General features: G+C 61.4%; 19 protein-coding genes and 1 pseudogene. 14 read left to right on the forward strand and 6 right to left on the reverse strand.

Annotated elements, in window-relative coordinates:
* Positions 1-66: 66 nt before the first annotated feature.
* The 3 genes from CAG02_RS07915 to betC form a co-directional block, all read right to left on the reverse strand.
* Positions 67-1,635, reverse strand: coding sequence for a SulP family inorganic anion transporter (locus tag CAG02_RS07915; RefSeq protein WP_085713071.1), 1,569 nt, complete (start codon positions 1,633-1,635; stop codon positions 67-69).
* Between the two features lie 102 nt (positions 1,636-1,737).
* Entirely contained in the window at positions 1,738-2,655 is a 918-nt protein-coding gene (choX, locus tag CAG02_RS07920) for a choline ABC transporter substrate-binding protein (protein WP_085713070.1), read from the reverse strand.
* A gap of 16 nt (positions 2,656-2,671) precedes the next feature.
* Entirely contained in the window at positions 2,672-4,186 is a 1,515-nt protein-coding gene (betC, locus tag CAG02_RS07925; protein WP_085713069.1) for a choline-sulfatase, read from the reverse strand.
* 114 nt (positions 4,187-4,300) lie between these two features.
* Between betC and CAG02_RS07930 the strand changes: the two genes are divergently transcribed.
* Entirely contained in the window at positions 4,301-5,251 is a 951-nt protein-coding gene (locus CAG02_RS07930) for a LysR family transcriptional regulator (protein ID WP_085713068.1), read from the forward strand.
* On the opposite strand, the gene CAG02_RS07935 is transcribed toward CAG02_RS07930, so the two are convergent.
* A complete protein-coding gene (locus CAG02_RS07935; RefSeq protein ID WP_085713067.1) occupies positions 5,252-5,917 on the reverse strand; it encodes an NAD(P)-dependent oxidoreductase in 666 nt (221 codons plus the stop codon).
* Positions 5,918-6,001: 84 nt separating this feature from the next.
* Here CAG02_RS07935 and CAG02_RS07940 point away from each other — a divergent pair, with 84 nt between their 5' ends.
* On the forward strand, positions 6,002-6,328 hold the full coding sequence (locus tag CAG02_RS07940) for a DOPA 4,5-dioxygenase family protein (protein WP_085713066.1): 327 nt from the start codon (positions 6,002-6,004) through the stop codon (positions 6,326-6,328).
* A gap of 21 nt (positions 6,329-6,349) precedes the next feature.
* On the opposite strand, the pseudogene CAG02_RS07945 reads toward CAG02_RS07940, so the two are convergent.
* Positions 6,350-6,442, reverse strand: a pseudogene (locus tag CAG02_RS07945) (GFA family protein); the annotation flags it as partial.
* 324 nt (positions 6,443-6,766) lie between these two features.
* Between CAG02_RS07945 and CAG02_RS07950 the strand changes: the two are divergent.
* The 12 genes from CAG02_RS07950 to CAG02_RS08005 all read left to right on the forward strand — a co-directional run bounded on the left by CAG02_RS07950 (position 6,767) and on the right by CAG02_RS08005 (position 19,492).
* Positions 6,767-8,074, forward strand: a complete 1,308-nt coding sequence (locus CAG02_RS07950) for a CitMHS family transporter (protein WP_085713065.1) — start codon at positions 6,767-6,769, stop codon at positions 8,072-8,074.
* A 70-nt stretch (positions 8,075-8,144) separates the two neighbouring features.
* Positions 8,145-8,912 (forward strand): TerC family protein, encoded by a 768-nt coding sequence (locus tag CAG02_RS07955; protein ID WP_085713064.1) that lies wholly within the window; start codon positions 8,145-8,147, stop codon positions 8,910-8,912.
* Positions 8,913-9,054: 142 nt separating this feature from the next.
* On the forward strand, positions 9,055-9,552 hold the full coding sequence (locus tag CAG02_RS07960; protein WP_085713063.1) for a PAAR domain-containing protein: 498 nt from the start codon (positions 9,055-9,057) through the stop codon (positions 9,550-9,552).
* A gap of 17 nt (positions 9,553-9,569) precedes the next feature.
* Positions 9,570-10,727: a DUF2515 family protein gene (locus CAG02_RS07965; protein ID WP_085713062.1), complete on the forward strand. Its 1,158-nt coding sequence runs from the start codon at positions 9,570-9,572 to the stop codon at positions 10,725-10,727.
* Positions 10,727-11,356 (forward strand): hypothetical protein, encoded by a 630-nt coding sequence (locus CAG02_RS07970; RefSeq protein WP_085713106.1) that lies wholly within the window; start codon positions 10,727-10,729, stop codon positions 11,354-11,356. The genes CAG02_RS07965 and CAG02_RS07970 overlap by 1 nt, the downstream gene beginning before the upstream one ends.
* A gap of 247 nt (positions 11,357-11,603) precedes the next feature.
* Positions 11,604-13,262: a Na/Pi cotransporter family protein gene (locus CAG02_RS07975; RefSeq protein ID WP_085713061.1), complete on the forward strand. Its 1,659-nt coding sequence runs from the start codon at positions 11,604-11,606 to the stop codon at positions 13,260-13,262.
* Positions 13,263-13,431: 169 nt separating this feature from the next.
* Positions 13,432-14,823, forward strand: a complete 1,392-nt coding sequence (locus tag CAG02_RS07980; RefSeq protein ID WP_085713060.1) for a pitrilysin family protein — start codon at positions 13,432-13,434, stop codon at positions 14,821-14,823.
* A 76-nt stretch (positions 14,824-14,899) separates the two neighbouring features.
* On the forward strand, positions 14,900-15,928 hold the full coding sequence (locus CAG02_RS07985; RefSeq protein WP_085713059.1) for a DUF5924 family protein: 1,029 nt from the start codon (positions 14,900-14,902) through the stop codon (positions 15,926-15,928).
* Positions 15,929-15,983: 55 nt separating this feature from the next.
* Complete coding sequence (locus tag CAG02_RS07990) at positions 15,984-17,132, forward strand: ABC transporter permease (protein WP_085713058.1); 1,149 nt, start codon at positions 15,984-15,986, stop codon at positions 17,130-17,132.
* 14 nt (positions 17,133-17,146) lie between these two features.
* Positions 17,147-17,932 carry an ABC transporter ATP-binding protein gene (locus CAG02_RS07995; protein WP_170931578.1) on the forward strand — a complete coding sequence of 262 codons (786 nt, stop codon included), beginning with the start codon at positions 17,147-17,149 and terminating at the stop codon, positions 17,930-17,932.
* A 1-nt stretch (position 17,933) separates the two neighbouring features.
* Positions 17,934-18,872 carry an MlaD family protein gene (locus tag CAG02_RS08000; protein WP_085713056.1) on the forward strand — a complete coding sequence of 313 codons (939 nt, stop codon included), beginning with the start codon at positions 17,934-17,936 and terminating at the stop codon, positions 18,870-18,872.
* On the forward strand, positions 18,869-19,492 hold the full coding sequence (locus CAG02_RS08005) for an ABC-type transport auxiliary lipoprotein family protein (RefSeq protein ID WP_085713055.1): 624 nt from the start codon (positions 18,869-18,871) through the stop codon (positions 19,490-19,492). Before CAG02_RS08000 ends, CAG02_RS08005 begins: the two co-directional genes overlap by 4 nt.
* Positions 19,493-19,495: 3 nt before the next feature.
* On the opposite strand, the gene CAG02_RS08010 is transcribed toward CAG02_RS08005, so the two are convergent.
* Positions 19,496-20,725, reverse strand: a complete 1,230-nt coding sequence (locus tag CAG02_RS08010) for a nucleoside recognition domain-containing protein (RefSeq protein WP_085713054.1) — start codon at positions 20,723-20,725, stop codon at positions 19,496-19,498.
* Positions 20,726-20,788: the final 63 nt, after the last annotated feature.

The following is a 20,788-nucleotide window of genomic DNA, read 5'->3' on the forward strand; positions in this document are numbered from 1 at the left end:
ACAGACAGACAGACAGACAGACAGACCGCTATCGCGAGCAAGCTCGCTCCCACAATGGGTTCTTCTTCAGTCCTCGAAGCGGATCGGGCATTTCTCCGGCCCTTCGAGTTTGCGCAACTCCTCCACCACTTGTGGTCGTGCCTGACGCAAGGTCAGGCTGCGATCCTGGCGCAGCAGGCGCCGGGCTTCCTGATGGAGCATTTCCACGCCGGAATAGTCGATGAAGTTGATCTGCTGCGCCTCGATCACCACCCGCGCGCCGTGCATCCGTTGCAGGCGCACTTGCAGGTAGTGGCTGGCGCCGAAGAAGATCGACCCGCCGACCCGCAGCACATCGTCCTCGCCGTCGCGCCAATGCTGCACTCGCGGCTGCGAAGTGCGCTTGAGATAGAAAAACAGCGAAGCCAGCACCCCGGCGTAAATGGCCGTCTGCAATTCCAGCAGCAGTGTGGCCACGCAGGTCAGGCCCATCACCACAAACTCGGCCCGGCTGACCCGCAGCAGTGCACGAATGCCGCGATGATCCACCAACCCCCAGGCGATCAACAGAATGCTGCCGGCCATGGCCGGGATCGGAATGTGCGCAATCAGCCCGGCGCCGAAAATCGCGAACAGCGCCACCCACAACGCCGAAAACACCCCGGCCAGCGGTGAACAGGCCCCGGCCTCATAGCTCAGCCCGGAGCGGGTGAACGAACCGGCGGACAACGATCCCGAAAAGAACGCCCCGATGATGTTGGAAAGTCCCTGCGCGCGGACTTCCTGATTGGCATCGAGCAATTGCTGGGAACGCGCGGCAATCGAACGGGCAATCGACAGACTGGTGACCAGCCCGAGCATGCCCACCGCCACGGCGCTCGGCAGCAGACGCAGGACCAGATCCATGTCCAGCGGCAACCTGCTGAACGGCGGCAACCGCCCGACAAAAGCACTGACCAGGTGAACATGGCCAAACATCGTCGGCCACAGCCACACCACCAGGCTGCCGAGCACCAGAGTCATCAGCAGCGTCGGCCAGCGTGGCAGCAGTTGTTTGAGCAATACGCCAACCAGCACCGTAGCGACGCCGAGGACGAAGGATGGTTTATCCACAGCCCCGAGATGGCGCAGCAAGTCCATCAGGCTGGCCAATGCCGTGGCCTTGGCCGGCAGATCCAGCCCCAGCAGGTTCGGCAATTGCCCGATGGCAATGACCACCGCCGCGCCGAGGGTGAACCCCAGCACCACCGAGTGCGAGACGAAATTCACCAGTGCGCCAAACCGCAACAGGCCGAGCAGCCACTGGAAAATCCCCGCCAGGAACGTCAGCAGCAGAATCAGGGTGATGTAGTCCTGTGATGCCGGCACGGCCAGTGGGCTGACACTGGCGAACAGTACAATCGAAATGGCAGCGGTCGGGCCGCAGATCAGATGCCAGGATGAGCCCCAAAGGCAGGCGATCAGCACCGGGATGATCGCCGCATAGAGGCCGTACTCGGGTGGGAGCCCGGCGATCAGGGCGTAGGCAATCGACTGGGGCAACGCGAGAATCGCACCGCTGAGGCCGACGACCAGGTCCCGCCCGACGCTGGTGCGGGTCTGCCGGGGCAGCCAGGTCAGGAAGGGAAACAGTGAGCGGCGGCTGGGGAAGGCCATGGGTCCTCTCGGGTGAAATTTTGCGCATTGTACGCAGCTCGGGACGCGGAGCGTCCATGGCGGCATTCCCACGCAGAGCGTGGGAACGATCGGCCCGCGCAGTTACAGTTTGGCTTTAACCGCCGGCAACGCATCTTTGCCGTCCACGGTTTTCACCCCATCAAGCCACTTGTCCAGCACCCCCGGATTCGCCTTGATCCAGGCCTTCACCGCATCCGCATTGCTGACCTTCTTGTTCACCACCTCGGCCATGATGCTGTTCTCCATCTCCTGAGTGAACGAAAGATTGGTCAGCAATTTACCCACATTCGGACAGGCCTCGGCGTAGCCCTTGCGCGTCAGGGTGTAGACGCTACCCGTGTCGCCGAAGTATTTCTCGCCACCCTTGAGGTAATGCATTTTCAGCTGCACGTTCATCGGGTGCGGGGTCCAGCCGAGGAAGGTGACGAATTTCTGTTTCTTCACCGCCCGCGAGACTTCGGCAAGCATTGCCTGTTCGCTGGACTCGATCAGCTTCCACTGACCCATGTCGAAGTCGTTCTTCTTGATGATCTCTTGCAGCGAGATGTTCGCCGGCGCGCCGGAGCCGATGCCGTAGATCTTGCGGTCGAACTTGTCGGCAAATTTGTTCAGGTCGGAAAAGTTATGCACACCCGCATCCCACACGTAGTCCGGCACGGCCAGGGTGAACTCGGTGCCGTCGAGGTTCTTCGCCAGTTGCGTGACGTCACCGGTGGCCACGAACTTGTCGTAGAAACCCTGCTGCGCCGGCATCCAGTTGCCGAGGAACACGTCGACCTGGCCATCCTTCAAGCCGCCGAAGGTGATCGGCACCGCGAGGGTGTCGACCTTGGCCTTGTAGCCCATGCCGTCCAGCAGAAACCCGGTGATGGCGTTGGTCGCGGCGATGTCGCTCCAGCCGGGGTCGGCCATTTTCACCGTGTCGCAGCTCTCGGCGAACGCGGACGCGCTGCCCAGTGCCAGCAGGCTGACCGTCACGACTGTGGATAACTTGACCATGGACTTCCCCTTAACGTTATTGGTTTTGGCAGGGTTGTGGGTAACGGGCCTTGCGCTCCAGGTCATCGAGGTCGATGTGGTTGCGCATGTACTGCTGACTGGCGTCCACCAGCGGCTGGTGATCCCAGCTCTTCAGCTTGCCGATGGTCAGCGCTTCGGCTACGAAGCGCCGGCGCCGCTGGCTTTCGAGCACCTCGCGGTGAATCGCCGGAATGTCCCACTTGGCCCGTGCTTCGGCGAGAAAATCGTCGAACAGTTGGCGATGTTGCGGTGACTGGCTGAGTTCTTCCTGCTCCCGTGGATCGTTATCCACATCGAAGAGTAGGCAAGGGTCGGTTTCGCTGTAGATAAATTTGTAGGCGCCACGACGAATCATCATCAGCGGGCTGATGGTGCCTTCGGCCATGTATTCGCCGAATACTTCGTCGTGACCGCCCTGCCCTTGCAGGTGCGATACCAGCGAGCGGCCGTCCAGCGGCAGGTTCGGTTCCAGGCTGCCGCCGGCCAGCTCCACGAAGGTCGGCAGCAAATCGGCGGTGGACACAGCAGCGCTGATGCGGCCGGATTTGAACTGACCGGGCGCACTTATCAACAGGGGCACCCGCGAGGCCATCTCGAACCAGTGCATTTTGTACCAGAGGCCTTTTTCCCCAAGCATGTCGCCGTGGTCGCCCGAGAACACGATGATGGTGTCATCGATCAGCCCGGTATCTTCGAGGGTTTGCAGGAGTTTGCCGACGTTGGCGTCGATATAGCTGCACGCGCCGAAATACGCCCGGCGCGCATCGCGGATCTTATCCACAGGCAGCGGCTTGTCCCACAGGTCGTAGACCTTGAGCAACCGTTGGGAATGCGGATCGAGTGAATGCTGATCCGGTGTTGTGGGAAGCGGGATATCCGCATCGTCGTACAAGTCCCAGAACGCCCTGGGAATCGTGTACGGATCGTGTGGGTGAGTCATCGACACCGTCAGGCAGAACGGCTGGTCGCCGTCCTCGCGGATGTGATCGAAGAGGTATTGCTGCGCCTTGAACACCACCTCTTCGTCGAAGTCGAGCTGGTTGGTGCGCACGCACGGCCCGGCCTGCAGTACCGAAGACATGTTGTGGTACCAGCTCGGCCGCACGTCGGGCTCATCCCAGTTCACCGCCCAGCCGTAGTCGGCCGGGTAGATGTCGCTGGTCAAGCGTTCTTCGTACCCGTGCAATTGATCGGGGCCGCAGAAATGCATCTTGCCCGACAGCGCAGTGCGGTAACCGAGGCGCCGCAGGTAATGGGCGTAGGTGGGAATGTCGGCGGGGAAATCCGCGGCGTTGTCGTATGCGCCGATCTTGCTCGGCAACTGGCCGCTGACCAGGGTGAAACGCGACGGTGCGCACAGCGGGCTGTTGCAGTACGCGGCATCGAACACCACGCCCTGTTCGGCGAGGCGGCTGAGATTCGGCAGTTTGATCGGCGACGGGCCGTAGAACGGCAACATTGGCGCGGCCATTTGATCGGCCATGATGAAGAGAATGTTCTTGCGCTTCATGTGATCGCGGCATTCCATAGTGAATATTTATGCGACATTGCTGCGATCGAGCATGGATTCCACGCAATCTCCGGTAAAGCCCGTGCCGGACAATGACTAGGATAAGCACAGCTTATGTATGAAGCCCTCGGTGATTTGTCGCTGGACCTGCTGCGCGCCTTCGAGGCGGCAGCCCGTCATCGCAGTTTTACTGCCGCTGCGGTGGAACTCGGCACCACTCAACCGGCCATCAGTCAGCAAATCAAAAGGCTGGAGGAGCAGCTCGGAACACGGCTGTTCGACCGGATCTACCGAGGTATCGAGCTGACCGAGGTCGGTTCGATCCTTTTCGAGCAAGTCACCCTCGGTTTGCAGAATATCGACGCAGGATTGAGCGCGATCAGCGCACAACAGCAACATGAGGTGCTGCAGGTCGCCACCGATTTCGCCTTCGCTGCGTACTGGCTGATGCCACGTCTGCATCGTTTTCACGAAGCCAATCCACAGGTGGATGTCAGCCTGGTCACCAGCGAGCGCAATCACAACATGCTCCGGCCGGATATCGACGTTGCCGTGCTGTTCGGCGACGGTCGCTTCAAACAGGGCGAAAGTCATTGGCTGTTCAGCGAAGAAGTGTTCCCGGTGTGCAGCCCGCAATTGCTCAAGGATCGCGCCCGGCCCTTGCCGCCTCAGGCGCTGCTGGAGTTTCCGCTGCTGCATTTGCGCGGTGAGAACAGCAGCAACTGGTTCGACTGGAGCGGGCTGTTCCGCGAACTCGGTATCAACACGCCGCCTGCGCCGGGCCAACTGCGTTTCGATAACTACACCTTGCTGATTCAAGCGGCTATTGGCGGTCAGGGTGTGGCCATCGGCTGGCGGCACCTTGTGGATAACTTGCTCGCCCAAGGTTTGTTATGTCGGCCGATTGCCGAGACCACCCTCTCCCGCCTCGGCTATTACGTGGTGCTGCCGCAGCGCAAGCGTCGTGGGGCGTTGATCCAGCTGTTTGTCGATTGGTTGATGGCCGAACAGGCCAGCAGCGCGCAGTCGCTGAAGGGAATGGATTTGCCTTCGATCGCGGTGTAATCAGACGTCCGACACCGCGACAAAACTCACGTGTTCGCCCACATGCAGATTCAACCGCAGCTCATCGGCCATCCCGATGGCCACCCGGTTCAGGCGTTCCAGCGGTTCGGCCAAGCCCGGCTCAAGGCTGCTGCTGACCTGGCTGAAATGCTCGATGGTCAAGCCCGCCACTCCGCGTGGCGCATCGACCAGCGTCCAGTGCAACGGGCTGCCTTGCAGGGCTTCGCGGATTTCCTCGGCGGCGTGGCGTTGCAGGCGATCATCCAGGTCCGGCTCGTCCAGCAGCGCGAAATCCCCCACGACAAACAGCCGCGACACTTGCGCCGCTTGCAGGCCTTCGATCAGCGCATCGACCGCCAGCACCTGTTCCACCGGCCCGAGCACCACGGACTTTTCCACATGATCGCTGCTGAACGGCAGGCCCGGCGCATCGAGCAGGCAAATCACCGCCGAGCTGCCGGCCACACTCTGGTTGACCCGTTCGGCATCGAACAGATCGCCGCTTTTGGTGCGCAGGCCAGGACGTGGCGCCAGGGCGGTCAGGTCGTCGAGGATGGCGATGACTTCGTGCTGGCGGCGCAGCAGTTCAGCCATCAACGCACTGCCCAGGCTACTCATGGCACCATAGAGCACCACTTTCACCACCGGGGTTTCGGCATTTTTCATGGCTGAGGTCCCTTTTGTTTTCCCTTGTATGGCGTGTGACATACGGCCAGCGCCGAGGGTTCGAACCGATTCAGAGGGTTTGCGATGCAGACGATCAAGGGTTACCACGCCCACGTTTATTACGACGCCAGCACCATCGAACAGGCGCGTGCGCTGTGTGAGCAGGCCGCGCAATTGTTCCCGTTGAAGATGGGTCGCGTGCACGAACGCCCGGTGGGCCCGCACCCGGACTGGAGCTGCCAACTGGCCTTCGGGCCCGAGCTGATCGGCGAAGTGCTGCCGTGGCTGGCGCTCAATCGCAGCGGCCTGGTGGTGTTCCTGCACCCGGACACCGGCGATGACTTGCTCGACCACACCGAGCACGCGATCTGGATGGGCGCGATGCGGCCGCTGGACCTGTCTATTTTTTGATCAGATCGTTTCTTCACTGGTCGAGAAGTGGCAATGGGCAATGTCGCGCAACGCTCCGCTGAACTGATAGCGGATATGTCCGCAGTGACAGCTGCCGCTGTGCAATTCATTCATCACCCTGCCCTCCCGTTCCCGTGTTTATTGACTCCAGTCGCATCCGACGGTCGGTTGGCCGTTCGCATCGAAGCTTTCACCCGCGAAAGCTGGCTGAAAGGTTGCCCCATTAGGATCGCCGCCACTACCGGCAACAGACCGGTTGGCCAACGCGTGTGATTGCTCCCGCGTCAGGCCCAATTAACAACAACAATGGTGATTCTGATGTCCTCTGTAGCCCGCCTCCTCGCTCCAACTCCGCCCGTACGTCTCGTGCTTCCCGTTCTGCGCTGATCCCGCCCGATCCGCTCACTTACCTAGCCGCGCTACGCCTGGAGTATTCCCATGCTGACTTTCCTTGGCTTCGCCATGGTCATCACGTTCATGTTCCTGATCATGACCAAGCGCCTGTCCGCGCTGATCGCTCTGATCATCATCCCGATCCTGTTCGCCCTGTTCGGTGGTTTCGCCCCGAAGATCGGCCCGATGATGCTCGAAGGTATTACCAAGCTTGCGCCGACCGGCGTGATGCTGATGTTCGCCATTCTGTATTTCGCCCTGATGATCGACTCCGGCCTGTTCGACCCGGCCGTGCGCAAGATCCTCAAACTGGTCAAGGGTGACCCGCTGAAAGTTTCGGTCGGCACCGCCGTACTGGCGCTCGTCGTTTCCCTCGATGGTGACGGCGCGACCACTTACATGATCTGCGTGGCCGCCATGCTGCCGCTGTACAGCCGCATCGGCATGAGCCCGCGGATCATGGCCGGCCTGATCATCCTCGCCGGCGGCGTGATGAACATGACCCCGTGGGGCGGCCCGACCGCCCGTGCCGCCAGTGCGCTGCACGTGGACCCGTCGGACATCTTCGTGCCGATGATCCCGGCCATGGGCGCCGGTGTGATCGCGATCCTGATCATTGCCTACTTCTACGGCAAACGTGAACGTGCGCGTCTGGGCGAGCTGCACCTGATCGGCGACGAAATCGATCACAGCGAAATCAGCGTGTCGCAGTTCCCGGATGCCCGTCGTCCGAAGCTGATCTGGTTCAACGGCCTGCTGACCCTGGCGCTGATGTGCACCCTGATCGCCGGCCTGCTGCCGCTGCCGGTGCTGTTCATGGTGGCGTTCAGTATTGCCATGATCGTCAACTACCCTTGCCTGCAAATGCAGAAGGATCGCGTCGCGGCGCACGCCGGCAGCGTGCTGTCGGTGGTCAGTCTGATCTTCGCGGCGGGCATCTTCACCGGTATCCTGTCGGGCACCGGCATGGTCGATGCCATGTCGAAAAGCCTGCTGGCGGTGATCCCTGATTTCCTCGGCCCGTACCTGGCGGTGATTACCGCGCTGGTGAGCATGCCGTTCACGTTCTTCATGTCGAACGACGCGTTCTACTACGGTGTGCTGCCGGTGCTGTCCGAAGCAGCCAGCCATTACGGCATCACCGCCGTGGAAATGGCCCGCGCCTCGATCGTCGGTCAGCCGGTCCACCTGCTGAGCCCGCTGGTGCCGTCGACCTATCTGCTGGTGGCACTGGCCGGGATCGAGTTCGGCGATCACCAGCGTTTCACCCTGAAGTGGGCAGTGCTGGTCTGCCTGTGCATACTGGCCGCCGCACTGTTGTTGGGGACTTTCCCGCTGTTCAGCACTTTGTAACGGCATCAACTCACCAGAACGCCAGCTGCTTGCTGGCGTCCTGGTTTAACACACGCTCAAAGGAATACACATGGAATGGCTGACCAACCCTGAGATCTGGGTTGCCTTCTTCACCCTGACCGCCCTGGAAATCGTCCTGGGCATCGATAACATCATCATGATTTCGATCCTGGTCAGCCGCATGCCCAAACACATGCAGCAGCGCACCCGGATCTTCGGTCTTGGCCTGGCCATGATCACGCGGATCCTGTTGCTGCTGTCGATCACCTGGGTCATGCGCCTCACCGCCGACCTGTTCGTGGTGTTCGGCCAGGGTATTTCCGGGCGTGACCTGATCCTGTTCTTCGGTGGCCTGTTCCTGCTGTGGAAAAGCTCCCAGGAGATGTACCACGCGCTGGAAGGTGAAGACGAAAGCGACGACGCGCCCGGCGGCAAGGGCGGCAACTTCCTCTACACCATCATCCAGATCGCGATCATCGACATCGTGTTCTCGCTGGACTCGGTCATCACCGCCGTCGGCATGGTGTCCCATGTGCCGGTGATGGTGGCGGCGATCATCGTCGCGGTACTGGTGATGATGGCGGCCTCGGGCAAGATCAGCGAGTTCATCGACAAGCACCCGTCGCTGAAAATGCTCGCGCTGTCGTTCCTGCTGGTGGTCGGCACCGTGCTGATCGCCGAAGCGTTCGACGTGCACGTACCGAAAGGCTACGTCTACTTCGCCATGGGCTTCTCGCTGGCGGTCGAGGCCATCAACATCAAGCTGCGCACCGCGATGGCAAAAAAGAAGAAACAGCAGGATCCGGTGAAACTGCGCAAGGATGTTCCGGGTCAGTAACCCGAGCGCGGTAGATATGACAAAGGGGCCTTCGGGCCCCTTTTTCCTGTCCGGCCGAACCGCGCCGGAGCCCTTGAAGGTTGACGCACCGGGCTGCGCTGGTTAGCGTCCCCCCTCGCTTCGACAATGACAAGGAACGTACATGTCTGGAAAGCCAGCCGCACGCGTCACGGATCCGACCACCTGCCCGCTTCCTGGCCACGGCACCAACCCGATTGCCAGCGGCTCGCCCGATGTCTTCTTCAATGGCCTCGCCGCCGCTCGCCTGGGTGACGCATGCACCTGTGGGCAAGCCCTCAGTGGTGCCTTCTCCGCCACCGTGTTCATCAACGGCAAGAACGCCATGACCCTCGACAGCACTGCCAGCCATGGCGGCGTGGTGGTCGGAGGTTCCGGTGACGTCATCATCGGCAGCAGCCATACGTCCGCGCCGTTCATCCCGCCGTTGCCGATCATTGGCAAGCCACTGGTGGAATTCAAAGCGGTCAGCGCCGGCAACGGCGAACCCATCGCCGAACAAGGCTACGAAATCGAAACCGCCGAAGGCCGTATCGTCAAAGGCCAGACCAACGCACAAGGCATGACCCAAAGCGTCGCGACCCTCCAGCCGGATCTGGCGGTCGTGCGCTGGACTGAATGAGCCTCAAGGAAGAACCGATGACCGGACAATGCATCGCCCCCGACGACCTGGACATGAAAAAGCTCTGGAGCAGCACCTGCGAGCTGCCGTCCTGCAAGCGCGAAACCACCACCACCGGGCCCAATCCGAAAACCCGTGTCGAAGTCCCGCTGCTGACCTGCAACTGCCTGTGGCGCCGCTTCCAGAAAGAGGCCGAAGAATGGGTCGCCCCAGGCGGCGTATTGATCGCCGACCCGCAGGCACGCAACCGCAAGATCAACGCGGCATATGCGCAGTTGTGGCTGGCGGACAACCGGTTTCAATGGGCGGGGCTGGCGGCGTTTGCTTCGAAGCAGGTGGGGTGTGGGCTGATCCACGCAACCAAACTGCAAACCGCGATAGCGGCGCAGAAAGCCGCGCAGGAGAAGCTTCGTACCGCCAAATCGGAAACGATTTTTGAAGGCTTCGGTTTCAAGCTCAGCAAGACCAATCCTGAGGCGGAGCGCGAACTGGAGAAAGCCCGGGCTGCCAACCCGTTGCCGACTGAAGACATCACCTTCGGCGACAACCCGCGCTCGGTGGTGCAGCAGCAATTGGACTATGTGTATGAGATGTTGGCGCTGGGTAATACATCGTTGTTTCTGGACGTTTATCCGCTGCACCGGTTTTTTATGGTGCGGGGGTACAAGGAAATGGAGAAGTGCCTGAAGAGCCGGCGCGAGATCGTGAAGGATGTGATGTGGCCAATTGCCGATAAGGTGGATTTTGGCGCCGATACTCAAGAAATCTATTCGACATTCAGAGCCATTGATCAAGGAAACATCTCAGGTAGTGTTGAGCAAATGGCGCTCCACGAACAGGTCAATATTCTGCAGCCGGCGATGTACGACGAAACCCATTTCGCCCTCCTGATGCGAGGCACACACGGCGGCGACGTGATTTCTGTTGTAACTGGTTTACTGCCGGGCGCTGCCGAAGAAATACAGCTCACTCTCGCTAGCCAATGCAAAGCACCAGACAATCGAAAGGTCGCTTTTGGCAACAATCCGCTAGCCAACCTTGCAGATAAAGATCAACGAATGAAGTTTGTGCTGCGCGCCGCTACTCAATTTGATGAATTACTTAAACAACCTGCCTCTCGCGCAAAACTGGAGCAGTCCATCCGTGAAATTGCAGCGGGTGGGGGCGTCAAATGATGCAAAAGCGCAATGTATACGTTGCGGTCGCAGTCGCCGTGGGAGCTATTGCGCTGATGCTCTATCTCAGCCGTGCTCCGGATCAAATCACCTTTCGCATTGGAAAAACGTATGACGATGTGGTGCAGGATTCGTCTTTTCCGGTGAAGGATAAAACTGCCATTTATCCCAGTACGCCACCGCATCCAAGTTCTACATGGATCACTAGTCCGGTAATCATTACCTTCGATGACAGCGTGCACGGATTCACATTGCCAGTGACGAAATTCGGTGCGATCGGCTGGTCTGATTTCAAGGCGACCACTTTTACTACTTCACCAATGCTGGAAACCTTGCCCTTTGAGAAAGCGGTGAAACTTCTTGGTGATCTTCAACTGATGTTCAAAAAGGCTGGTTGGTCGCCAGACGCTGTTGAAGGGAATGATTGGCTCAAGACTGAAACTCAGGAAGACAGATCTCGCCTCCAAGCCAAGCTTTTCGATCAACTGGATGGCGTCATTTTGTTGGTTCCACACAAGTACAGTCTGATTCTCCATATCAAATGCTATGCGCGATGCGACGAAAGAAATCCCGACACGGCCAGGTATCTGATTGATGTCGGGCTGGGCGAAGATCATTTCAGCGATTGATCCTGTGAAATTACAAACGCTGTGGGAGCTGAAACCATGGCTGGCAAGACCATTCCCATAAGATTTGGTGTGATGTTCGATGGCGCACATGAACCTGTTTTCATGACGCTTTTGTTTCAATCCCCACTTTAGCTGTGCAATGCTGGCGCCCGGACCGTTAGCCAACTACAGCTTAAGAACAACACGTAGAAACCGCGCGGTATCGTCAACTTGCCCCTTTAGGGCGCTGCAAATACAGGGGGTCTGCATGCTAACCCTGCTCAATCTGCTTTCTGCCGTGGCCTTGCTGATCTGGGGCACGCACATTGTTCGAACCGGCATCCTGCGGGTGTACGGCACCAACCTGCGGCATGTGATCGGCCAGAACATGTCCAGGCGCTGGCTCGCGTTCATCGCCGGCATCCTCGTGACCGCCATGGTGCAGAGCAGCAACGCCACCGCCATGCTCGTCACCTCCTTTGTCGGCCAGGGCCTGATGGCGCTGACCCCGGCCCTGACCACCATGCTCGGCGCCGACGTCGGTACGGCGTTGATGGCGCGGGTGCTGACGTTCGATCTGTCGTGGCTGTCGCCGCTGCTGATTTTTCTCGGGGTGATTTTCTTTCTCTCGCGCAAACAGACGCGGCTCGGGCAAATGGGCCGTGTGGCCATCGGGCTGGGGCTGATCATTCTGGCGCTGCAACTGATCGTCGAGGCCGCCGGGCCGATCACCCACGCAAAAGGCGTGAAGGTGATCTTCGCCTCGTTGACCGGCGACATCCTGCTCGACGCCCTGGTCGGTGCGTTGTTCGCGATGATTTCCTACTCCAGCCTGGCCGCCGTGCTGCTGACCGCGACCCTGGCCGGTGCCAATGTGATCAGCCTGCCGGTGGCGATCGGTCTGGTGATCGGCGCCAACATCGGCAGCGGCGTGCTGGCCTTCATGAGTACCAGCATGCAGAACGCCGCCGGCCGGCAAGTGGCGCTGGGCAGCCTGTTGTACAAACTGATCGGGCTGCTGCTGATCATTCCGGTGCTTGATCCGCTGGCGCACTGGATCGACAACCTCGATTACAGCCCGCAGGAAATGGTCATCGGCTTCCACCTGCTCTACAACACGGCGCGCTGCCTGATCCTGTTGCCGACGGTCGCGCCGATGGCACGGCTGTGCGCCTGGCTGTTGCCGGAGCGTCCGGAGGTCAACGGCGCTGCCAAGCCGCGTCATCTCGACGCGACGGCACTGGTCACGCCAAGCCTGGCGCTGGCCAACGCCGCCCGGGAAACCCTGCGCATGGGCGACCTGATCGACAACATGCTCGACGCCGCCCTCGATGTGCTGCGCGGCAAGCAGACCGCCGTCACCCAGGAAATGCGCAAACTGACCGATGACGTCGAGGCGCTGTACAGCGCGATCAAGCTGTATCTGGCGCAGATGCCCCGGGAGGATCTCGGCGAGCAGGACAGTCGGCGTTGGGCGGAAATCATCGAACTGGCGATCAACCTCAAGCTCGCCAGCGACCTGATCGAACGCATGCTGCGCAAAATCCAGCAGCAGAAGACCTCGCAACGCCGCTCGTTTTCCGAAGACGGGCTGGAAGAGCTGGCCGGGTTGCACCAGCAATTGATCGCCAACCTGCGGCTCGGGCTGTCGGTGTTTCTCAGTGGCGACAAGGAAAGCGCCCGTCAGTTGTTGCGCGAGAAACGTCGCTTCCGCGCCCAGGAACGCCGGCTGGCCCACGCCCATGTCAGCCGTTTGCAACGCAAGATCGTGCAAAGTATCGAGACCAGTTCGCTGCACCTGGAGTTGATTGCCGACATGAAACGTTTGAATTCGCTGTTCTGCAGCAGCGCGTACGTGGTGCTGGAAACCTCCGACACCGGAGCATTGGCAGCGGATGAAATGGCTGACATCACGCATTCGCCTTGAACGTCTGGGGTTGCGGTCAGTCAGTAACTCAGAGTTGAGTCTCAAGGACGCCTTCGCGAGCAAGCTCGCTCCCACATTTGAAATGCATTCCTTTGTGGGAGCGAGCTTGCTCGCGAAAGCGATCTGACTGACGACACGGATCTCCAATTCAGCTGTATGGAAGCTCGTTATGCGTTGCCTGTTGTTCGCTTGTCTGCTGCTCGGTTCCCTGCCCGCCTTCGCCCTGGATCGTTTCCAGGTCGAAGGCTATGCGCTGCCTAACGGCCTGCAATTGCTGCTCAAGCCCGGCACCGAACGCGGGCACGTGGCGATCCGGCTGGTGGTGGGCGTCGGTCTCGACGACTTCGACTGCAATGAAAAGGAGCTGCCGCACCTGCTCGAACACTTGCTGTTCAGCGGTATCGACGCTACCGGTGAAGGCGGCCTTGAAGAGCGCATGCAGGCCCTGGGCGGTGACTGGAACGCCTTTACCAGCAACGCCGACACCACCTTCGTCATCGAAGCCCCGGCGAAAAACCAGCGCAAGGTGCTCGACCTGCTGCTGGACCTGCTGACCCAGACCCGTTTCGACGACAATGCGATCAACGCCGCCAAACGGGTGGTCGAGCGCGAGGATGGCGGCCATTACACCCGTCTGCGGCGCTTTCTCGACCGTCAGGATCTGGGCCACAGTGCGAGCAATCAACTGGCGGTCGAGCTGGGCCTGAAATGCCCGCAACGGGCCGAAGTCGAAGGCCTGACCCGCGAGCAGCTGGATAAGGTGCGCAAGGCCTGGTACGCGCCGAACAACATGACCCTGATCGTCGTCGGTGACCTCGACAAGCTGCTTCCGGCCTATCTGGAACGGGCGTGGGGCGCGCTCGAGGCGGTCGATCCGAGCGAGCACCGGCCGTTGCCGGACATCCGCACCAGCGCTGCTCACGAACGCACGATCACTCGCGGTTTCATCGGTAACAGCGCCAAGTTGCACTGGCTGGTGCCGGAGCCGATGCTCGACGATCAGTACGACGAGACTTTCGACCTGCTCAAGGAATATCTGGAGTGGGCGCTGTACCGCGAGCTGCGCTTGAACCATGGTCTGTCCTACGGGCCCTGGGCCGAGCGTGAGGTGTTCGGCGGTGTCGGCTTCATGAGCCTCAACGCCGATCTGGATCGTGGCGATATCACCGAAGCCGAACAGGTGCTGGAAGACCTCAAGGCCAGCCTGCTGAAAAACGGCCTCGATGCCGATACCTTCAACCGTATCAAGCAAGCAGCCATCGCCCACCAGGCCTGGGCCGTGCAGGGCAACAGCGGCATGGCCGACTATTACTGGAGCGCGCTGGGCGACTACGAAGATGGCCGTTTCGCCGATCCCGCCCGGGAACTGCAAGGGGTCACGCTGGAGGCGGCGAACAAAGCCATGCGTGAACTGCTGTTGCAGCCGGGGTATCTGCGGATCGAGAAGCCGCTGTTCAGTGACGATCAGGTGCTGTGGCTGATTGGCGGCGCGGTCGGTGTTCTGGGGCTTGTCCTGCTCGGCTGGCATCTGCGCCGGCGCAAATCCGTGCCTTCAGACTGATCGACAGCCTCGCCACAGCCCCCGGCGGGCGGTACTCTGTCGAGGTTTTTTTCTTCGACTGTCGTGAACCGCCCAAATGCCCAAATTGACCCTTCTGATCCAGCGCATCCTCGAACTGATGAAGCGCTACCCCGGGGTCATTGCGCTTGGTGGTTTCATCGCCGGCGTCGGCAGTTTCATCCTGGTCGACCGGCAACAGGGGCTGGCGAGCTGGATCACCACGATCATGCTGCTGAGCTGGATCTGGCTGATGCTGGAAAACAGCCTGACCGAGCTGTTCACGCGGGTTTTCAAACGGGAAATCCCCCAGCCGCTGCTGCGTTATGCGACGCAGATGATCCATCAGGAAAGCCTGTTTTTCGTCCTGCCGTTCTTCTTTATCACCACCACCTGGAACAGCGGCCAATTGGTGTTCACCGGGTTGCTGTGCATCGCCGCGCTGATCTCGATTGTCGACCCGCTCTACTACAAATGGCTGGCGCCGCGACGCTGGGCGTTTCTCGCGCTGCACACTCTGACGCTGTTCGCCGCCTTGCTCACCGCGTTGCCGGTGATCATGCACCTGACCACGTCGCAGAGTTTCAAATGGGCTCTGGGGACTGCCGTGGTGCTGTCGTTCCCGAGCCTGGCGTCGATCTTCCCGATCCGCACCGTGCGCAACGCGCTGGCGATCCTCAGCATCACCATTGGTATCGGCGGCGTCGGTTGGGTGCTGCGCTCTTGGGTGCCGCCAGCGACACTGTGGATGACCGATGTGGCGATCAGCACCCAGTTGCAGGATCGCACCCCCGGCGCCAGCCTCGAACAAGTCAGCGCCGAGCAGATCCGCAACGGCGGGCTCTACGCCTACACCGCGATCAACGCACCGCGCGGGCTCGATGAGCGGATCTATCACGTGTGGCAGTTCAACGGCAAAGAGGTCGACCGCATTGCCCTCGACATCCACGGCGGGCGCAAGGAAGGCTACCGGGCGTGGACCCACAAGCAGGTTTTCCCCGGCAACCCGGTCGGTGACTGGCAGGTGCGGGTGCTGACCGAAGACGACCAGGTGATCGGCGTGCTGCGCTTCGAAGTCACGGACAGCACACCGACCAAAGAAAAGTAATCCGGTTCGTGCTATTACGTAGGTTCGCGAATTCAGCCGAACAAGCACGGAGCTTATGACCAGCAGCTCGATGACCGGTAATGCCCGACTGGACACCACGATCAGCCCTGCCCGTCTGCGGGTCACCGGGGACTGGACGCTCGCCCATTACGCCGAACTCAAGCATCTGAGCGAAACGCTCCGCGGTCAGTACGACGCCAGCACCACCATCGATCTCAATGGCCTCGGCGCCCTCGACACCGCCGGCGCCTCGCTGCTGGTGGAACTGCTTGGCTCCGAGCGACTGGGCAAATCCGCCGAACATCCCGACTGCACGATTTCCACGGCCGACCGCGCGTTGCTGCAAACCGTGTATCGCTCGCTGACCGACTTCTGCGTGCCGATCAAGGAGCCGGAAATCAGCGTCAGCGTGCAGCTGCTGACCCGCATCGGCCGCGCCGTGGACACGGTCTGGCAAGACACCCTGCAATTGCTCGGTTTCGTCGGCCTGATCCTCGAAACCATCGCCCGCAGCCTGTTCCGGCCCAAGCGCTGGCGGATCACGCCGATGATCGCGCACATCGAACAGACCGGCCTCGACGCCGCGCCCATCGTGGCGTTGCTGACCTTTCTGGTGGGCGCCGTGGTGGCGTTTCTCGGGGCGACGGTGCTGGCCAGTTTCGGCGCCAGCGTGTTCACCGTGGATCTGGTGGGCTTCGCCTTCCTGCGCGAGTTCGGCGTGTTGCTCACGGCGATCCTGATGGCCGGCCGCACCGCCAGTGCCTTTACCGCACAGATCGGCTCGATGAAGGCCAACGAGGAAATCGACGCAATCCGCACCCTCGGCCTCGACCCCATGGAATTGCTGGTGGTGCCCCGCGTGCTGGCGTTGCTGGTGGCGCTGCCGATGCTGACCTTTCTCGCGATGATCTGCGGGATCATCGGGGGCGCGGTGGTCTGCGCCGTGTCGCTGGATATTTCGCCGGCGATGTTCCTGTCGCTGCTGCAAAGCGACATAGGGATTCAACATTTCCTGGTTGGCCTGGTCAAAGCCCCGATCTTCGCGTTCCTGATTGCCGCCATCGGCTGTCTGGAAGGCTTCAAGGTCAGCGGCAGCGCCGAATCGGTCGGCGCCCACACCACCTCGAGCGTGGTGCAATCGATCTTCGTGGTGATCGTGCTCGATGCGGTCGCCGCGCTGTTCTTCATGGAGATGGGCTGGTGAGTCGTCTACCCCGCATGCCGTCCGAGGCGGTGATCGAAGTCCGTGGCCTGTGCAATCGCTTCGGCAGCCAGAGCGTGCACGAGAACCTCGACCTGGACTTGTACAAAGGCGAAATCCTCGCCGTGGTCGGCGGCTCCGGCAGCGGCAAATCGGTGCTGCTGCGCAGCATCGTCGGCCTGCGCCGGCCCAGCGAAGGCAACGTGAAAGTGTTCGGCCAGAACCTGCCGAGTCTGTCCGAGCACGAGCGGTCGTTGGTCGAGCGGCGCTTTGGCGTGCTGTTCCAGAAAGGCGCGCTGTTCTCCTCGCTGACGGTCACCGAGAACGTCGCCCTGCCCCTGATCGAACATGCCGGCCTGAGCCGTGACGACGCCGAGCATCTGGCGGCGGTGAAGCTGGCGCTGGCCGGGCTGCCGCTGTCGGCGGCGGACAAATACCCGGCGTCGCTGTCCGGCGGCATGATCAAGCGCGCGGCGCTGGCCCGGGCGCTGGCACTGGACCCGGACATCCTGTTTCTCGACGAACCCACTGCCGGCCTTGATCCGATTGGCGCGGCGCAGTTCGACCAGTTGATCCTGACCCTGCGCGATGCCCTGGGCCTGAGCGTGTTTCTGGTGACCCACGACCTCGACACGCTCTACACCATCACCGACCGGGTGGCGGTGCTGGCGCAGAAAAAAGTGCTGGTGGCCGGGCCCATCGACGAGGTCTCGGAAACCGACGACGCGTGGATTCACGAATATTTCCACGGCCCTCGCGGCCGCTCGGCGCTGGACGCCGCCAAACTGCTCAACGAGGTCTGACATGGAAACCCGAGCCCATCATGTGTTGATCGGCCTGTTCACGGTGATTGTGGTGGCCGGCGCCCTGCTCTTCGGTCTGTGGCTGGCCAAGTCCAGCGTCGACACCGAGTTCAAGGATTACGAAATCGTCTTCAACGAGGCGGTCAGCGGCCTGTCCCGGGGCAGCCCGGTGCAGTACAGCGGGATCAAGGTCGGGGATGTGGTCAGCCTGCGGCTCGACCCGAAGGACCCGCGCCGGGTGCTGGCGCGGATTCGCCTCGGCGGCGACACGCCGGTCAAGGAAGACACCCTGGCCAAACTGGCCCTGGCCGGGATCACCGGCACCTCGATCATCCAGCTCAGCGGCGGCACGCCAGAGAGCCCGAAACTGCGTGGCAAGGACGGCGAGCTGCCGACCATCGTCGCCTCACCCTCGCCTATCTCTCGGTTGCTTAACGACAGCAACGATTTGATGAGCGGGGTCAGCACATTGCTCAACAATGCCAACCAGATGTTCTCCGCCGACAACATCGAGCGCGTGAGCAAAACCCTCGAACACCTGGAACAGACCACCGGCTCGATCAACGATCAGCGCGGCGACCTGCGCCAGGCCATGCAACAACTGGCGACCGTCGGCAAGCAGGCTGGCAGCATGCTCGAGCAGACTTCGGCGCTGATGCGCAACGCCAACGGCCTGCTCAACGATCAGGGCAAACAGGCCCTGGGCAGCGCCGAGCAGGCGATGAAGTCGCTTGAACAGAGCAGCGCCACCATCAATGGCTTGCTCAGCAAGAATCAGAATTCCCTCGACAGCGGCATGCAGGGCCTCAATGGCCTCGCGCCGGCAGTGCGCGAACTGCGTGAAACCCTGACCTCGCTGCGGGCCATTTCCCAACGTCTGGAGGCCAACCCCAGCGGTTACCTGCTGGGCAGTGAAAAGAACAAGGAGTTCACGCCATGAAGCTGACTCGCCTCGCCCTCCTCGCCGGCTTCACGCTGATCGGCGCCTGCTCGATTCTGCCCAAGTCCGAGCCGCTGGACGTTTATCGCCTGCCTTCTGCACAGGCGCCGGCCTCCGCCAGCGTGGCGACGCAGCACTGGTCGCTGCGTCTGAACAAACTGCAAGCCAGCGAAGCGCTGAACCGTCCGGGCATCGCCGTGATTCCCCAGGGCGATGTGATCAGCACCTACAAGGCTTCGCGCTGGAGCGATCCGGCGCCGGTGCTGATGCGTAACAGGCTGCTCGATGGCTTTGCGCGTGATGGCCGGGTGACGTTGCTGAGTACCGATGACAGCAATTTTGCTGCGGATCTGGAGCTGGGCGGCAGCTTGCAGGCGTTCCAGACGGAGTATCAGGGCAATCAGGCCAGCGTCGTGGTGCGGGTCGATGCGTTGCTGGTGCGCGGCTATGACCAGAAGATTCTCGCCAGCCGCCGCTTTGAAGAGCGCCAGCCGTTGAGTGATGTGAAAGTCCCGGCGGTGGTGGCCGGGTTTGGTCAGGCCAGTGATCGGCTCACCGCGAAAGTCGTGGCATGGGCGGTGGAGCAAGGGCAGAAAGTTGCCCCACCTGCCCGTCCTTGAGCCTTAACCGAAGAACCAGTAGCAGACGCCGATAGCGCCGAGCACGCCCGCCAGCTCGGCCAGCAGCGCGCAACCCACGGCATGCCGGGCACGCTGGATGCCCACCGCGCCGAAGTACACCGCCAGCACGTAGAACGTGGTCTCGGTGCTGCCCTGGATCGTCGCCGCCACCAGCGCCGGGAAGCTGTCGACGCCGGAGGTCTTCATCGTTTCGATGAGCATCGCCCGGGCGGCGCTGCCGGAGAACGGCTTGACCATCGCGGTCGGCAGCGCATCGACGAAGCGCGTGTCCCACCCTGCCCACTGCACCAGATGACGAATGCCGTCGAGGCCGAAATCCAGTGCGCCTGACGCGCGCAATACGCCGATCGCGCAGAGCATCGCCACCAGATACGGCAGCAGATTCTTGGCGACGTCGAAACCTTCCTTCGCACCTTCGACGAACGCCTCGTAGACCTTCACCTTGCGCAAGGCGCCGATCACCAAAAACAGCATGATCAGGCCGAACAGCGTCAGGTTGCCGAGGATCGACGACAACCCCGCCAGCGCCGTGGCCGACATCGTCGCCAGCAACGCCATGAAGCCGCCGAGGATCAGCGCGCCGGGAATCAGGTAGGCCAGCACCACCGGGTCCCAGACCCGCAGCCGCTGCATGAACGCCACCGACAGGAAGCCGACGATGGTCGAGCAACTGGTGGCCAGCAGGATCGGCAGGAATACCAGCGTCGGGTCCGGCGCGCCTTGCTGGGCGCGGTACATGAAGATCGTCACCGGCAGCAAAGTCAGGGATGACGCGTTGAGCACCAGAAACAGGATCTGCGCGTTGCTGGCGATGGTCGAGCTGGGGTTGAGCTCCTGCAGCGCCTTCATGGCCTTGAGGCCGATCGGCGTGGCGGCGTTGTCCAGGCCCAGGCCGTTGGCGGCGAAGTTCAGGGTAATCAGGCCCAGCGCCGGATGCCCGGCCGGCACCTCCGGCATCAGCCGCAGGAACAACGGCCCGAGTACCTTGGCCAGCCATTCGACAATCCCGGCTTTCTCGGCAATGCGCAGGAAGCCCAGCCACAGGGTCAACGTGCCGAACAGCAGCACCATGACCTCGACCGACAGCTTGGCCATGGCAAAAATGCTTTCCACCATCGCCGCAAAGATTCCGGCGTTACCGCCGACCAGCCACTGCACCAGTGCCGACACGGCTGCCACGATGAAGAAGCCAAGCCACAGGCCATTAAGCATCAGTCAAATCCCCCGGAAGATGCGGCGAATGATAGCGGGGTCGCCAGAAACGACAAACCCCGG

The organism is Pseudomonas sp. R43(2017), assembly GCF_002112345.1.
In the GTDB taxonomy this organism is placed as follows: domain Bacteria; phylum Pseudomonadota; class Gammaproteobacteria; order Pseudomonadales; family Pseudomonadaceae; genus Aquipseudomonas; species Aquipseudomonas kribbensis.

What these genes read in the sequence shown, in the direction of transcription:
- CAG02_RS07915 (WP_085713071.1), bottom strand. Translation starts at nt 1,635, where the DNA reads ATGGCCTTCCCCAGCCGCCGCTCACTGTTTCCCTTCCTGACCTGGCTG.
- choX (WP_085713070.1), bottom strand. Translation starts at nt 2,655, where the DNA reads ATGGTCAAGTTATCCACAGTCGTGACGGTCAGCCTGCTGGCACTGGGC.
- betC (WP_085713069.1), bottom strand. Translation starts at nt 4,186, where the DNA reads ATGAAGCGCAAGAACATTCTCTTCATCATGGCCGATCAAATGGCCGCG.
- CAG02_RS07930 (WP_085713068.1), top strand. Translation starts at nt 4,301, where the DNA reads ATGTATGAAGCCCTCGGTGATTTGTCGCTGGACCTGCTGCGCGCCTTC.
- CAG02_RS07935 (WP_085713067.1), bottom strand. Translation starts at nt 5,917, where the DNA reads ATGAAAAATGCCGAAACCCCGGTGGTGAAAGTGGTGCTCTATGGTGCC.
- CAG02_RS07940 (WP_085713066.1), top strand. Translation starts at nt 6,002, where the DNA reads ATGCAGACGATCAAGGGTTACCACGCCCACGTTTATTACGACGCCAGC.
- CAG02_RS07950 (WP_085713065.1), top strand. Translation starts at nt 6,767, where the DNA reads ATGCTGACTTTCCTTGGCTTCGCCATGGTCATCACGTTCATGTTCCTG.
- CAG02_RS07955 (WP_085713064.1), top strand. Translation starts at nt 8,145, where the DNA reads ATGGAATGGCTGACCAACCCTGAGATCTGGGTTGCCTTCTTCACCCTG.
- CAG02_RS07960 (WP_085713063.1), top strand. Translation starts at nt 9,055, where the DNA reads ATGTCTGGAAAGCCAGCCGCACGCGTCACGGATCCGACCACCTGCCCG.
- CAG02_RS07965 (WP_085713062.1), top strand. Translation starts at nt 9,570, where the DNA reads ATGACCGGACAATGCATCGCCCCCGACGACCTGGACATGAAAAAGCTC.
- CAG02_RS07970 (WP_085713106.1), top strand. Translation starts at nt 10,727, where the DNA reads ATGCAAAAGCGCAATGTATACGTTGCGGTCGCAGTCGCCGTGGGAGCT.
- CAG02_RS07975 (WP_085713061.1), top strand. Translation starts at nt 11,604, where the DNA reads ATGCTAACCCTGCTCAATCTGCTTTCTGCCGTGGCCTTGCTGATCTGG.
- CAG02_RS07980 (WP_085713060.1), top strand. Translation starts at nt 13,432, where the DNA reads ATGCGTTGCCTGTTGTTCGCTTGTCTGCTGCTCGGTTCCCTGCCCGCC.
- CAG02_RS07985 (WP_085713059.1), top strand. Translation starts at nt 14,900, where the DNA reads ATGCCCAAATTGACCCTTCTGATCCAGCGCATCCTCGAACTGATGAAG.
- CAG02_RS07990 (WP_085713058.1), top strand. Translation starts at nt 15,984, where the DNA reads ATGACCAGCAGCTCGATGACCGGTAATGCCCGACTGGACACCACGATC.
- CAG02_RS07995 (WP_170931578.1), top strand. Translation starts at nt 17,147, where the DNA reads ATGCCGTCCGAGGCGGTGATCGAAGTCCGTGGCCTGTGCAATCGCTTC.
- CAG02_RS08000 (WP_085713056.1), top strand. Translation starts at nt 17,934, where the DNA reads ATGGAAACCCGAGCCCATCATGTGTTGATCGGCCTGTTCACGGTGATT.
- CAG02_RS08005 (WP_085713055.1), top strand. Translation starts at nt 18,869, where the DNA reads ATGAAGCTGACTCGCCTCGCCCTCCTCGCCGGCTTCACGCTGATCGGC.
- CAG02_RS08010 (WP_085713054.1), bottom strand. Translation starts at nt 20,725, where the DNA reads ATGCTTAATGGCCTGTGGCTTGGCTTCTTCATCGTGGCAGCCGTGTCG.